Origin of the sequence: Candidatus Dechloromonas phosphoritropha (assembly GCA_016722705.1) — a bacterium.
GTDB lineage: Bacteria > Pseudomonadota > Gammaproteobacteria > Burkholderiales > Rhodocyclaceae > Azonexus > Azonexus phosphoritrophus.
In genome coordinates this window covers 544,913-558,013 of the sequence record JADKGN010000004.1, presented here as the reverse complement: position 1 = coordinate 558,013, position 13,101 = coordinate 544,913, and the positions used below count along the sequence as shown (strand labels likewise).

15 protein-coding genes are annotated in these 13,101 nt (G+C 62.2%); 14 read left to right on the top strand and 1 reads right to left on the bottom strand.

The genetic code is table 11. From position 1 onward, the window contains the following. Positions 1 to 13: 13 nt before the first annotated feature. The 5 genes from IPP03_08260 to IPP03_08240 all read left to right on the top strand — a co-directional run bounded on the left by IPP03_08260 (position 14) and on the right by IPP03_08240 (position 2,660). Positions 14 to 778: a transposase zinc-binding domain-containing protein gene (locus tag IPP03_08260; protein MBL0352639.1), complete on the top strand. Its 765-nt coding sequence runs from the start codon at positions 14 to 16 to the stop codon at positions 776 to 778. Beyond that, a complete protein-coding gene (locus tag IPP03_08255) occupies positions 768 to 1,001 on the top strand; it encodes a transposase (protein MBL0352638.1) in 234 nt (77 codons plus the stop codon). Before IPP03_08260 ends, IPP03_08255 begins: the two co-directional genes overlap by 11 nt. Then, positions 1,002 to 1,202, top strand: coding sequence for a hypothetical protein (locus IPP03_08250; protein ID MBL0352637.1), 201 nt, complete (start codon positions 1,002 to 1,004; stop codon positions 1,200 to 1,202). A gap of 292 nt (positions 1,203 to 1,494) precedes the next feature. Beyond that, positions 1,495 to 2,412: a homocysteine S-methyltransferase family protein gene (locus IPP03_08245; GenBank protein ID MBL0352636.1), complete on the top strand. Its 918-nt coding sequence runs from the start codon at positions 1,495 to 1,497 to the stop codon at positions 2,410 to 2,412. Then, on the top strand, positions 2,412 to 2,660 hold the full coding sequence (locus tag IPP03_08240) for a hypothetical protein (GenBank protein ID MBL0352635.1): 249 nt from the start codon (positions 2,412 to 2,414) through the stop codon (positions 2,658 to 2,660). Before IPP03_08245 ends, IPP03_08240 begins: the two co-directional genes overlap by 1 nt. Positions 2,661 to 2,735: 75 nt before the next feature. On the opposite strand, the gene mutL is transcribed toward IPP03_08240, so the two are convergent. Then, positions 2,736 to 4,595, bottom strand: coding sequence for a DNA mismatch repair endonuclease MutL (gene mutL / locus IPP03_08235; GenBank protein MBL0352634.1), 1,860 nt, complete (start codon positions 4,593 to 4,595; stop codon positions 2,736 to 2,738). Between the two features lie 54 nt (positions 4,596 to 4,649). Between mutL and IPP03_08230 the strand changes: the two genes are divergently transcribed. The 9 genes from IPP03_08230 (at position 4,650) to rfbC (ending at position 13,059) form a co-directional block, all read left to right on the top strand. Further along, positions 4,650 to 5,291, top strand: a complete 642-nt coding sequence (locus IPP03_08230) for a DedA family protein (protein ID MBL0352633.1) — start codon at positions 4,650 to 4,652, stop codon at positions 5,289 to 5,291. Further along, positions 5,291 to 5,989 (top strand): hypothetical protein, encoded by a 699-nt coding sequence (locus tag IPP03_08225; protein ID MBL0352632.1) that lies wholly within the window; start codon positions 5,291 to 5,293, stop codon positions 5,987 to 5,989. The genes IPP03_08230 and IPP03_08225 overlap by 1 nt, the downstream gene beginning before the upstream one ends. A gap of 1 nt (position 5,990) precedes the next feature. Further along, positions 5,991 to 6,638: a phosphoribosylglycinamide formyltransferase gene (locus IPP03_08220; protein MBL0352631.1), complete on the top strand. Its 648-nt coding sequence runs from the start codon at positions 5,991 to 5,993 to the stop codon at positions 6,636 to 6,638. A gap of 6 nt (positions 6,639 to 6,644) precedes the next feature. Further along, positions 6,645 to 7,652: a DUF3108 domain-containing protein gene (locus IPP03_08215; GenBank protein MBL0352630.1), complete on the top strand. Its 1,008-nt coding sequence runs from the start codon at positions 6,645 to 6,647 to the stop codon at positions 7,650 to 7,652. Continuing rightward, on the top strand, positions 7,649 to 8,911 hold the full coding sequence (locus IPP03_08210) for an RsmB/NOP family class I SAM-dependent RNA methyltransferase (protein MBL0352629.1): 1,263 nt from the start codon (positions 7,649 to 7,651) through the stop codon (positions 8,909 to 8,911). The genes IPP03_08215 and IPP03_08210 overlap by 4 nt, the downstream gene beginning before the upstream one ends. After that, positions 8,908 to 10,185 carry a mechanosensitive ion channel gene (locus tag IPP03_08205; protein MBL0352628.1) on the top strand — a complete coding sequence of 426 codons (1,278 nt, stop codon included), beginning with the start codon at positions 8,908 to 8,910 and terminating at the stop codon, positions 10,183 to 10,185. The genes IPP03_08210 and IPP03_08205 overlap by 4 nt, the downstream gene beginning before the upstream one ends. Before the next feature lie 395 nt (positions 10,186 to 10,580). Further along, on the top strand, positions 10,581 to 11,645 hold the full coding sequence (gene rfbB, locus IPP03_08200; protein ID MBL0352627.1) for a dTDP-glucose 4,6-dehydratase: 1,065 nt from the start codon (positions 10,581 to 10,583) through the stop codon (positions 11,643 to 11,645). Then, on the top strand, positions 11,642 to 12,523 hold the full coding sequence (gene rfbA / locus IPP03_08195; GenBank protein ID MBL0352626.1) for a glucose-1-phosphate thymidylyltransferase RfbA: 882 nt from the start codon (positions 11,642 to 11,644) through the stop codon (positions 12,521 to 12,523). Before rfbB ends, rfbA begins: the two co-directional genes overlap by 4 nt. After that, positions 12,523 to 13,059: a dTDP-4-dehydrorhamnose 3,5-epimerase gene (gene rfbC, locus IPP03_08190; GenBank protein MBL0352625.1), complete on the top strand. Its 537-nt coding sequence runs from the start codon at positions 12,523 to 12,525 to the stop codon at positions 13,057 to 13,059. The genes rfbA and rfbC overlap by 1 nt, the downstream gene beginning before the upstream one ends. Positions 13,060 to 13,101 lie beyond the last annotated feature (42 nt).

Genomic DNA, 13,101 nt, shown 5'->3' with positions numbered 1-13,101 from the left:
GCGCGCCGAGATTTTGCCGGCACTGATCCGCGCCATCATCGTCTCCGAAGATAAGCACTTTCTCGAACATGACGGGGTCGACTGGCAAGCCGCCGGCAAAGCGGCATGGAGTAAATTCTGGAATAGCAAGACGCGCGACGCCAGCACGTTGAGCATGCAACTGGCTGGCCTGCTTGATGAAGACAGCCAGCGCCACGGCCGCGGCAGTATTTTGGTAGTACAGATGGCGATGTTTATCTCTTTGGGCGTGGAAGTGGTGTCGACACGATCACCGAGGCGGGCGATACGCCGTCTACCGCCGTCGTCGTCCCGAGCGCACACTGCTCCGATGAAACCACTAGCCATTCGACTAAGCGCGATAAAACATGCGCTAAGTCGCTGGTTATATCGCACGGTACAGACGTATCTTGCAACTTGGCCGGCGCTTCAGGATGATGGCACCAGAGCAACTGCGCCCGCGGTAATCGAGCGGGAATTCCGCCGCTACCTCGACTACAGCGTCCTCGCCCACGGCTTTACCCGCGCCCGTTACACCGAGTGCGGGCACGACTTCCTGGTCGCCTACTCGTGCAAGTGTCGCGGCGTCTACCCATCCTGCACCACCCGCCGTATGGCGGAGACCGCCGCGCATCTGGCCGACCATGTCATCTCGCGCCTGCCGGTGCGCCAGTGGGTGTTCTCGGTGCCCAAGCGGCTGCACTATCGCCTGGAATGCGATCTGGCAGTTCTCAGCGCCACACTGCACATTTTTAGCTCCAGCCACGGCGATGCCGCTTAACCTGCTGCGCAGGTTAGCCTGCACTGAAAGTTCGTTTTCGGTCGATGCCGAGGTGCGCATCGACGTGCGCGAGCGCGATGGTCTGGAACGGCTGCTGCACTACTGTGCGCGTCCGGCCTTCGCGCTGGAGCGGCTTCGCGAAACTGATCCCGAGCACCTGGTCTATGGGAGCGTGAAGCCCGGTCTGGGTGTCAGCATCAGCCTGATGCTAACACCGATGTAATTGCTCGATCGTCTGGCGGCGCTGATTCTGCCGCCGCTGTGGAAGATGCTGGGCAGCGAACCTGGCGAAATTGACCCACAAGCCCAGCCAGAAATGGATTATTCCACGAAGCAAATCCCCTGGCGTTACGAGTTCGACCAGCGCATCGCGTGGCAGGGGACAAGTCGAACAGACTCGCTCGTCGGGGCGACTCGAGCCTGAGGCCACCTGCGCGGTAAACGTCCGCCACCCAGGTGGCCACAGGCATCGACAACGGGCATGCCGGGGCGGGTTTTTCAGGCTCCTTCAGCACTACTTTCAAGATTGACCATGACTGAAACGCAATACATACTGCGAAAGTGGCCTTGAATTTCCTATCCTTTATCCTTTCGATTCTGGCTTTCTTGACGCCTCGGCTCCGCCCCGATTCCCCGCCGGCCGGGTCGATCTCCGGATTCAGGAAGGCCCGTTTTCGTTGGACACTTCTACCATCCCGGTTTATCTCTGAGCGCTCATGTTCGCCCACCTTCTCGCCGCCCACCCGCTGATTCTGGCCGAATGCGCAATCGCCGAACGCTTGCGCCGCCGGCCCGGAATTACGCTGCACCCGACCCTCTTCAACAGCCCGCTGATCTATGGCCCGGACGCCGCGAAGCGGGAAATGACCGCCCTCTACGTCGAGTATTTGCAAACCGCCGCAAGCGCCGGGATGCCGCTGCTGCTCACCGCGCCGACCTGGCGGCTGGATGCCACCCGGGTCGCCGCCGCCGGAGTTCCCGCGTCCATCAACGCCGACGCCGTTGCCTACCTCCTGGACCTTCGTGACCGCCACCCGCCCACCCCCGTGCTGGTGGGCGCCCTCATCGGCCCCCGGAGCGACTGCTACCGCCCGGATCTGGCACCGGATGCCGTCGCCGCAGAGCACTTCCACTCGCCGCAAATCGCCGCGCTGGCCGCCACCGCGGCCGATTTCCTGCTCGCCCAAACCCTCCCTGCCGTTGGCGAGGCGCTCGGCATCGCCCGCGCCCTGAGCACCACCGCCAAGCCCTACCTGATCAGTTTTTGCACCGGACCCGATGGCAGGATCCTCGATGGCACTCCGCTGCCCGAGGCGATGGAATTCCTCGACCGGCAGCTCTCAAGGCAGCCGGAGGGCTACTTCGTCAACTGCACCCATCCGCGGTTCATCATCGATGCCTACCCCGTCGGCAGCCTCGACCGCCTGATTGGCATCCAGGCCAACGCATCCTCGAAAGACGTGACCCGGCTCGACGGCTCGGCCGTCACCGAAGCCGATCCGATCGACGATTGGGCCCGGTCGATGCTCGAACTCCACACCCGGCACCAGGTTCCCATCCTCGGCGGCTGCTGCGGCACCACGCTCTCCCACATGCAAAGCTTGCTCAAGCCGGCCAGCACCTGGTTGGCGTAATGGGCGAGAATTTTCGATACCTCGGCGGCGACCTGTTTGCCGGCTTTGGTCAGTTCGAGATGGACGATCCGGCGCCCGTCGGCACAACGGATGCGGCGAATCAACGCTTTCGCTTCCAGGCGGCGATCGATCTCGCGGGCGACAACTTGCGTCAGCTTGTTGACCAGATAGCCGGTGCTGTTTTCGGCACGATAAGTCGCTGCCTGGTAAAGCAGTCGAGGGGTGTTCATCTATGTCTGCCGGGTTAGTAACTGCCTAGGCAGCAATCTAATTGGCCTGATTGACGGTGTCAAGTCATTTGTCGGCAAAGCTTGGGCGCTGATTTACTGGCCACGCAGAAACAGCTTGTCGAGCTGGCCGATGCTCAGTTCGGTCCATGTTGGCCGGCCGTGATTGCACTGGCCGGCGCGTTCGGTTTCTTCCATCTGGCGCAGCAACGCGTTCATTTCCGGCACGCTGAGCAGGCGGCGGGCACGTACAGCGCCGTGGCAGGCCATCGTCGCCAGCAGTTCGTTACGGCGCGCGGTAGCCAACTGGGTGATGCCGTGTTCGCGTAGTTCGGCGATCAGCGAACGCGCCAGCGCCACCGGGTCGCCGGATTGCAGCAGCGCCGGTACGCCGCGCACGCCAAGCTGCTGCGGACCGAGCGGGGCGATTGCAAAGCCGAGTTCGGCCAGCGCTTGGGCATGTTCCTCAACAGTGGCGATATCAAGTGCTTCGGCTGAAAACACGGCCGGGATCAGCAAGGCCTGGGTGGCGATCTGCCGGCTGTCGAAGGCGGTTTTCAGGCGTTCATAAAGGATGCGCTCATGCGCTGCGTGCATGTCGACCAGCACCAGGCCGCGGGCGTTCTGGGCAAGGATATAAATGCCGTGCAACTGGGCCAGTGCGTAGCCGAGCGGCGGACTGTTACAGTCGACGGCGGATTCGGGCTGAAATTGCGCGCTGTTTTCAGTCCGGCCGCTGGCAACTGTCGGTGCGAACTGAGTGGCGCGGGCAAAGGCGAGATAGGCGGCAGCAGCCGGTTCGCCAACGCCGTGAAGCAAGTACCCTTGGGGTGCGCCGAGGCTGGTCTGATGGCGAAGCGGTGGTGCATACCCCAAGGGTACTTCCTGCGGGGCGTAACTGAAATTTGCCGGCTTTTCGGCGTCGACCGCAACAGCGAAAGGTGTCGCATTCGACTCAACCGATACCGGCGTCGCCAGCGCGCGCTGTATGACATGAAAGACAAACTGGTGCATCGCCCGCGAATCGCGAAAGCGCACTTCGGTCTTGGCCGGATGCACATTGACATCGACCAGCGCCGGGTCAATCTCGATGAACAGGCAGACAGCCGGCTGGCGACTGCCGTGCAGCACGTCGCGATAGGCTTCGCGCAGCGCATGGCCGATCACCTTGTCGCGCACGAAACGGCCGTTGACGAACACCTGCTGCCCGTCCTTGGCCTCGCTGGCGCGGGTCGGGTCGATGGCGAAGCCGGCAATCGCCAGCGGGCCGGCCTGCGCCTCAAGGCGGCGCGAGGCGGCCAGGAAATCGTTGCCGAGGATGTCGGCGATGCGCCGCGCGCGGTCGGCCGGCGCCAGCTGGAACAGGTTGCGGCCGTTGTGGGTCAAGCTGAAGGCGACGTCGGGCCGGGTCAGCGCCAGGCGGCGGACGGCATCGGCGCAGTGGGCGAACTCGGTGCCCTCGGCTTTGAGGAATTTGCGCCGTGCCGGGGTGTTGAAATACAGGTCGCGCATCTCGACCACGGTGCCGGCCATCAGCGCCGCCGGTTCGGGCTCGGCGCCGCCATTTGCCAAAAACTCGGCCTTCAGCTTCCAGGCCTGAGCGGCGCCACGTTCGCGGCTGCTGATGGTCAGGCGGGCGACGGAAGCTACCGAGGCCAGTGCCTCACCACGAAAGCCGAGGCTGGCAACGCGCTCCAGGTCGGCGAGCGAAACGATTTTCGAGGTGGCGTGACGGGTCAGGGCCAGCGCCAGTTGTTCACGGGCGATGCCGCAGCCGTCGTCGGTAACGCGGATCAGCTTGACGCCGCCTTCCTCCAGATGCACCTGGATCACCGTGCTGTCGGCGTCGAGGCTGTTTTCGAGCAGTTCCTTGAGCACCGAGGCAGGGCGTTCAACCACTTCGCCGGCAGCGATCTGGCTGATCAGCAGGTCGGGAAGGCGGGCGATGGTGGGCATCGGTGGATTATACCTTGGGGTAAAATCACGCCTTCATCATGCTTGGCGCCCCACATGGAAATCCTGACCCAATTCATCGACATCGTGCTGCACCTCGACAAGCATCTCGCGCTTCTGGTGCAGCAATACGGGCTGTGGATCTACGGCATCCTGTTCGTCATCATCTTTTCCGAAACCGGTTTCGTCGTGACGCCTTTCCTGCCCGGCGACTCGCTGCTTTTCGTGGCTGGGGCGCTGGCGGCGCTGGGCGAGGGCGGGATGGACATCTTCGTGCTGATGGGTGTGCTCTCGAGCGCAGCCATCCTCGGCAACACGGTCAATTACCATGTTGGCCGCTATCTCGGCCCCAAGGTATTCCACTGGGAGAATTCGCGCTTCTTCAACCGCGACGCGCTGGTCAAGACGCATGCTTTTTACGAGAAGCACGGCGGCAAGACGTTGATCATTTCGCGCTTTTTGCCGCTGTTTCGTACCTTCGCACCCTTCGTGGCGGGCATTGGGGCGATGTCTTACACGAAGTTTACGATCTTCAACCTGATTGGCGCCATCGCTTGGGTGGTGTCGCTGTGCCTGGCCGGTTACTGGCTGGGCAACCTGCCCTGGGTCAAGACCAATCTGTCCTTGATCATCATTGGCATCATCGTCTTGTCGCTGATTCCGATCGGCATCGGCTACCTGAAGAACAAGGATGCTTGATGCGTTGGCTGGTCATTCTCCTGATCCTGTCGCTGGCCGGATGTGCGACGAAGATGGGGAAGGACGGCAGGACGCAGACGACGGTCGATGCGAAATATCTGGTCAAGTCGGACGTCGACCGCATTGCCGATGCCGATCGCGCGGAAGTCGTCGCTGGCCTGCTGCTGATTGCCGACAAGCTCTACAAGCGCAATCCGAAGGAGTGGAAGAAGGGCGGCGCGGTCAGCCGCGAGGCGGCTGTCGAGCGTCTGCGCCAGCGCAACTATCGGAACTGGCCGGAGTTTGGCGGAATGCGCGAGCGTCAGGCGGCGGCACTGGCCTTCAGCAACACCTATGACGGCGACCGGGTGGCGGCGCTGATTTACGGTCTGCTGACCATGGTCGACGCCGCCTTCGAGTACAAGGAGGAGTTTTACATTCTCGACAGCCTGAACGAGACGAAACTGTACAATTCCGCACGCAACATGGAAATCGCCGTCTGGAAGCTGAGTAACGACCGCAATGCCGCCGGCGACCTCTTCCTGCTGTCCAACGAACTCGACCCGGCCAACCGCAACATTTCCTTCGAGCGTGAGTTCGGGCGGATCACCGGCTTGCTCGATTTCATGGCGAGAATCGTCGCCGACCGCAATGGCCGGACCATTTCCCGAACGGCGCAAGCGATCGCAACCATGGTCTTTCTCCCCGTAAGTTTCTGACATGAAGAAAATCGTCATTCTCATTTCCGGTCGCGGCAGCAACATGGAGGCGTTGATCGCCGCCCGCGCTGCGGGAACCCTGCCGGTCACTATTGCCGCCGTGATCAGCAACCGGCCCGCGGCGGCGGGGCTGGAAACTGCGCAGAAGGCCGGTATAGCCACTCGTTGTATGGACCACACTGCCTTTGCCGACCGCCACGCCTTCGACGCCGCGCTGGGCGAGTGCATCGACGGATTCGCGCCTGACCTCGTCGTGCTGGCCGGCTTCATGCGCATCCTGGGCGACGGCTTCGTACGCCATTACGCGGGCCGCCTGATGAACATCCATCCGTCGTTACTGCCGGCCTTTCCCGGCCTCCACACGCACCGGCGGGCGCTCGCCGAGGGCGTGCGCATCCACGGTTGCACCGTGCATTTCGTGACGCCAGCGCTCGATCATGGCCCGATCATCATCCAGGCCGCCGTCCCGGTGCTCGATGGCGACGACGAGGCGACGCTGGCCGCCCGCGTGCTGCGCCAGGAACACCGCATCTACCCGCAGGCCGTGCGCTGGTTCGCCGCCGGCCGGCTGCGCCTCGATGGTGGCCGGGTGCGGCTGGCTGGCGAACCGGTTGCCGATGCTGTCCTCGTCGCGCCCGAGGTCGCTTGAGCGGCGATGCCGGTCGCGCTGTTCGCCGCACTGCTTGGTTCGCTGGCCATTCATGCCGCTGCGCTGCTCGGGATGGATGTCGAACTCTTCGGCGGTGCTCCCGATCCAGAGCCGGCGCCGTTGCGCGCCGAGATCAGGCCGTTGCCGGAAGCGCCGGTCGTCCGGCCGGATGTTGCGCCCAAGGCGGCGCCAGTGCCCGCGGCCAAAGCAGCCAGATCGCCGCGGCCGGCGAGCGCCAGACCGATGACGCAAGCCGCGTCGGTCGCTGCGTTGTCCACTGCCGAACCCGAACCCGAACCCGAACCCGAACCTGTACCAGTACCCGAAATCGCACCTGAAATGCCGTCGACCGCGCCCCTGACTCCTGCCCAGCCCGCGAAGCCGATCCTGCCGGCGACCGGCACGATCCGTTATGCCATCCTCAAGGAGTCGCTCGGTCTCCAGGTCGGCCGCGCCGAGCACCACTGGGAGTTCAGCGAGGACGGCCGCTACCGGCTGACCGGAATCACCGAAACCAGCGGGCTGGTTTCGCTGTTCAAGCCGATTCGCCTCGAAGCCGAGAGTTCCGGGCGTCTGGTTGCCGGCGGACTGCAGCCGGAAACCTATCGCACTCTGAAGAATGGCAAGGATGCCGGTGAAAACGCCGATTTCGACTGGTCGACCGCGGAAGTCCGCCTTGCCCGCGATGGCAGTGTGCAGTCAATCGCCAAGGGGACGCAGGACGTCCTCTCGCTCAACTACCAGTTCGCCTATCTCGGTGGACTGGCCGACGGGAGTGTCATTGGCGTCGTCACCGGGAGGAAATACGAGCGCTACGCGGTCGACTCACTGGGGGAGGAAGAAATCGAAACGCCGGCTGGCCGTTTTCGCACCCTGCATCTGCGGGCGATGACCGACAAGACGACGGAAGTCTGGATCGCGCTCGACCACGACGGCTTGCCGGTTAAAATCCGTTTCACGGACAAGAAGGGCGAAAGCTTCGAGCAGGTCGCCACTGAAATTGGATCGCCATGAAAGCCCGCTTTACTCCCGCCCTGTTTGCCCATGCCGAAGCCGTGCTCGGCCAGTTGCTGCGTTTCGACTTCCCGGCGGACGCTGTCGTTTCACGCTATTTCCGCGAGCATCGCGCGCTTGGCCATGCCGACCGTGCCTTCGTCGCCGAAACGGTGTTTGCCGTGTTGCGCCGCGGGCGCAGCATCGAGGCGCGTTGTGCCGGCAAGCTGTCGGATCGCGCCCGCTTGCTGGTCGCGCTGGCCGTGACGCGTGGCTGGAGCCAGCGCGATCTGGCGCCGGTGCTCAAGGCGGGCGAAGAGGAATGGCTGGCGGCGGCCAAGTCGATGCCCGAGAGCGATTTCAGCCCGGCAGTGCGCTGCGATCTGCCGGACTGGCTCTACGAGCGGCTGGCGGCTCAGTTCGGCGCCGAGGAGACCCTGGCACTGGCCGAGGCACTCAACCAGCCGGCGCCGCTCGATCTGCGCGTCAATACCGTCAAGACGAATCGTGATGCGGTGCTCGGCCAGTTCGCCGCCGAAGGCATCGCGGCGCTCCCCGGCCGCCTGTCGCCGCTGGCCATCCGCCTGCGCGACAAGCCGGCGCTGGCCAGACACCCGCTGTACCTCGCCGGCGCATTCGAGGTTCAGGACGAAGGCAGCCAGTTGCTCGGCTACCTGCTGGAGCCCAGGCGCGGCGAGATGGTCGTCGATTTCTGCGCCGGCGCTGGCGGCAAGACGCTGCTGCTCGGCGCCCTGATGAAGAACACCGGCCGCCTCTATGCCTATGATGTGTCCGACAAGCGCCTCGCCCGGCTGAAACCGCGCCTGGCGCGCTCCGGACTGTCCAATGTGCATCCAGTGCGCATCGAGCACGAGCGTGACACCCGGATCAAACGGCTGGGCGGTAAGGTCGACCGCGTGCTGGTCGATGCGCCATGTTCCGGCCTTGGCACGCTGCGCCGCAACCCGGATCTCAAATGGCGCCAGAGTGAGGATTCGGTTGTCGAACTGGCGCTCAAGCAGGCCGCCATTCTCGAAGCCGCCGCCCGGTTGGTGCGCCCCGGCGGGCGCGTCGTTTATGCCACCTGCAGTCTGTTGGCCGCCGAGAACGAGGCCGTCGTAGACGCCTTCCTCGTCGGGCATTCCGATTTCACCCTTGTACCCGCCTCGGAAGTACTGGCCAGGCATGGCATCGTGCTTGAAGGCGATACCTTGCGCCTGGTGCCACACCGGCAGCATACCGACGGCTTTTTCGCCGCCATTCTGGACAGGAAGCCATGACCGATAGATACCCAGCACTGACGCTCCTACGCAATCTCCTCGAGGATGTTCGCGACCCGAATTTCATCTGGCAACTGCTTGCGCTGGCGGCGTGCCTGGGCGTCGCCTGGCTCATCGAGCGCTGGTGGCGGGGCCGCCATGCGGAAGGCGCGGGACGTCTCAGGGACGCCGGGTCCCGACTGGTCTTTCCACTGTCCGCCATGTTGCTGGTCGGCGTGACCGAGTTGGCGCTGGCGAACTTCACCAACGTCAACCTGCTCAAGCTGGCGATGCCGCTGCTCAGCTCGCTGGCGCTGGTGCGCTCGGTGGTGTTCGTGCTGCGCCAGGCCTTCCCTGCTGCAACCTGGCTGACCACCTGGGAGCGCATCATCGCCACCGCGGTCTGGGGCTGGGTGGCGCTCTATCTCACCGATCTCGCGCCGTACGTGATAGACGCCCTGGAACAGGTCGATTTTGCCCTGGGCAGGCAGCGGGTCAACCTGTGGATGATCGTCCACGGCTTGTTTACGGCATTGCTGACGGTGGTCGCCGCTTTATGGATTGCCGGCATCATCGAAACCCGCCTGATGATGGTCGACACGCTGGATTCGAGCCTGCGGATAGTTGGCGTGCGCGTCGCCAAGGCGCTGCTGACGGTGGCCGCCATCGTCACCAGTCTGTCGCTGGTCGGCATCGACATGACGGCGTTTTCCGTGTTCACCGGCGCGCTCGGCGTCGGTCTCGGCCTGGGCATGCAGAAGATCGCCAGCAACTACGTTTCGGGATTCATCATCCTGCTCGACCGCTCGATCCGGCTTGGCAACGTCGTGCAGGTCGGCACCGACGTCGGCCAGGTGACCCGGATCACGACGCGCTATACCGTGCTCAAGAATACGACCGGCACCGAGTGCATCGTTCCCAACGATCTGCTGATCAGCAGCGTCGTCCAGAACCAGACCTACTCGGATACGCGTCTGCGTCTGGCCACGACGATCGGCGTCGCCTACGACACTGACCTCGATCTGGCCATGCGCCTGATGACCGAAGCCGCCAGCGGCCAGCGGCGCGTCCTCGCCGACCCAGCGCCCAAGGTCCTGCTGACGCTGTTCGGCGATAGCAGCATCCTGCTCGAGCTCGGTTTCTGGATTGCCGATCCCGAGGCAGGCAAGGGCGGCGTCACCTCGGAGGTCAACCTCGCCGTCTGGCGCGCCTTCAGCGACAACGGCATCCAGGTTCCCTTCCCGCAGTGCGAGGTGCGGATGCTCAACAAAATAACGGCGGAACAGCCCGGGTAGGCTTTCCGCCGTAGGGACAAGAAAAATTCAGTTCAGAAGACTGCTGCACTCAAGGCGCGCTCGATCCGTTCCTGGCGGCGTCGGGCAGCGTATCTCCGAAAGTCCGCGATCAACTGAACGATCTCGTAGAGACTGGGAAACTGTCTGTCAGTGGTTCTGATATAAATCATTATTATTTCTCCGTTACTTGGGGTGGCTGCATTGTATTTTCCCCAGTGAAAGCTTTCTGTTTGTCTTTCTGGGGGCCTTTGTAACTGTTATTGACACCAGCAGTGCGGATTTTGTTCAATTGGCACCCCTTCGTGGTGTCAGAAAGGCGTGGTCGCCCTCACCGGTTTCATGGCATTCCTGCGCTGCGGTACAATTCGTTTCATTAAAAATGGCAGGTCGATGCAATGCTTCTCGTCACTGGTGCAGCAGGCTTTATCGGCAGCAATTTCGTCGTCGACTGGCTGGCGCAAAGCGACGAGCCGGTCATCAACCTCGATGCGCTCACTTACGCGGGCAATCTCGAGAACCTTGTCTCGTTGCAGGGCGATCCGCGACACATCTTCGTCAAGGGCGACATCGGTGATTTCGATCTCGTTGTCAGAATGCTGGCCGAGCACAAGGTTCGCGGGGTCGTTAATTTTGCCGCAGAAAGCCACGTCGACCGCAGCATTCACGGCCCGGAAGATTTCATCCAGACAAATATCGTCGGTAGCTTCCGCCTGCTTGAAGCAGTTCGCAGCTATTGGGGAGGACTCCAAGGCGACGCCAGGGCGAATTTCCGCTTCCTCCACGTCTCCACCGACGAAGTCTACGGCTCGCTCGAAGCTGGCGATCCCGCCTTCGCCGAGACTCACCGCTACGAACCCAACAGCCCGTATTCGGCGAGCAAGGCCGCCAGCGACCATCTGGTCCGTGCCTACCACCATACCTACGGCCTGCCGGTCCTGACCACCAACTGCTCCAACAACTACGGTCCCTGTCACTTCCCGGAAAAACTCATACCGCTGGTCATCCACAACGCGCTCGCCGGCAAGCCGCTACCGATCTACGGCGATGGCCAGCAGATTCGCGATTGGCTCTACGTCAGGGATCACTGCTCGGCCATTCGCCGCGTACTCGAAGCAGGCAGAGCAGGCGAGGTCTACAACGTTGGCGGCTGGAACGAAAAGCCGAATCTCGAAGTTGTCCATACGCTCTGCACAATCCTCGATGAACTCCAGCCGCGTCCAGATGGCAAGTCGTACAGAGAGCAGATCACCTACGTCAAGGACCGTCCTGGCCATGACCGCCGCTACGCCATCGATGCCAGCAAGATCGAGCGTGAACTCGGCTGGAAGCCGGCCGAGACCTTCGAGACAGGTATCCGCAAGACGGTGCGGTGGTATCTCGATAATCAGGCTTGGGTGCAGAACGTAACCAGTGGCGCTTACCTGAGTTGGGTCGGGATGAACTATGGAGAGCGGCCATGAATCGGAAGGGCATCATCCTCGCCGGCGGTTCGGGCACCCGTCTCTACCCGGTGACGCTGGCCGTTTCCAAGCAGTTGCTACCGATCCATGACAAGCCCATGATCTACTACCCGCTCAGCACGCTGATGCTGGCGGGTATCAGGGAGATTCTCGTCATCTCCACCCCGCAGGACACACCGCGCTTCGAGCAGTTGCTGGGCGATGGCGGTCAGTGGGGACTCAGCATCAGTTATGCGGTCCAGCCCAGTCCAGAGGGTCTGGCGCAGGCCTTCATCATCGGTCGCCGGTTCGTTGACAATGACCACAGCGCCCTGGTGCTGGGCGACAACATCTTTTACGGCCACGAGTTTGCGGGCGACCTCAAGGAGGCTGGCAGGCAACCGGATGGCGCCACCGTTTTCGCCTACCACGTTCATGACCCCGAGCGTTATGGCGTCGTCGAATTCGACCGCAATGGCAAGGCAATCAGCCTCGAAGAAAAGCCGGCGAATCCCAAATCCAACTACGCGGTGACTGGACTCTATTTCTACGACAATGCCGTGCTCGACATCGCCCGTGACCTGCGACCCTCGCCTCGTGGTGAGTTGGAAATAACGGATGTCAACAGGGCTTATCTTCAAAGGAACGTGCTGAGCGTCAAGGTCATGGGCCGCGGCCATGCCTGGCTGGATACCGGCACCCATGAAAGCCTGCTTGACGCAAGCCAGTTCATCGCCACGATCGAGAAGCGTCAGGGCCTGAAGGTCGCTTGTCCCGAGGAAATCGCCTACCGTCAAGGCTACATCGACGCAGTTTCCCTCGAAAGGCTCGCCCAACCTATGCTGAAGAATCCCTACGGGCAGTATCTGATAAGCATAATCAAGGAGCGCGTGTTCTGATGAACGTCATCCAGACAGGCATCACCGGTCTCCTCATTCTCGAGCCGAGAGTTTTCGGAGACGATCGGGGAATTTTCTTCGAAAGCTTCAACCGCAATATATTTCGTGAGGCAACGGGTGTCGACGCTGAATTCGTTCAGGATAATCAGTCCAGAAGCGAAAAGAACGTACTGCGCGGCTTGCATTATCAGGTATCCCCAAGAGCGCAGGGAAAACTCGTTCGTGTCGTGCAAGGAGCGGTTTTCGACGTGGCCGTGGATATTCGCAAGGATTCACCAACATTCGGGCAGTGGGTCGGCGAAACCTTGAGTGCGGAAAACAAGAAACAGGTGTGGATTCCTCCAGGATTCGCGCACGGATTCCTCACGCTCACGGATTCGGCGGAGTTTCTCTACAAAACGACAGATTATTATTCGCCGGATCATGAACGCTGCATTGCTTGGGATGACCCGAAAATTGGCATAAATTGGCCGTTGACCGCGACAGCATTCATAATTTCCGAGAAGGATAGACGAGCCCTGCCGCTTAGCCATTAAGTAAGTGGGCTTGGAAGTAAGATGCGGGTTTGGCATCTCCAC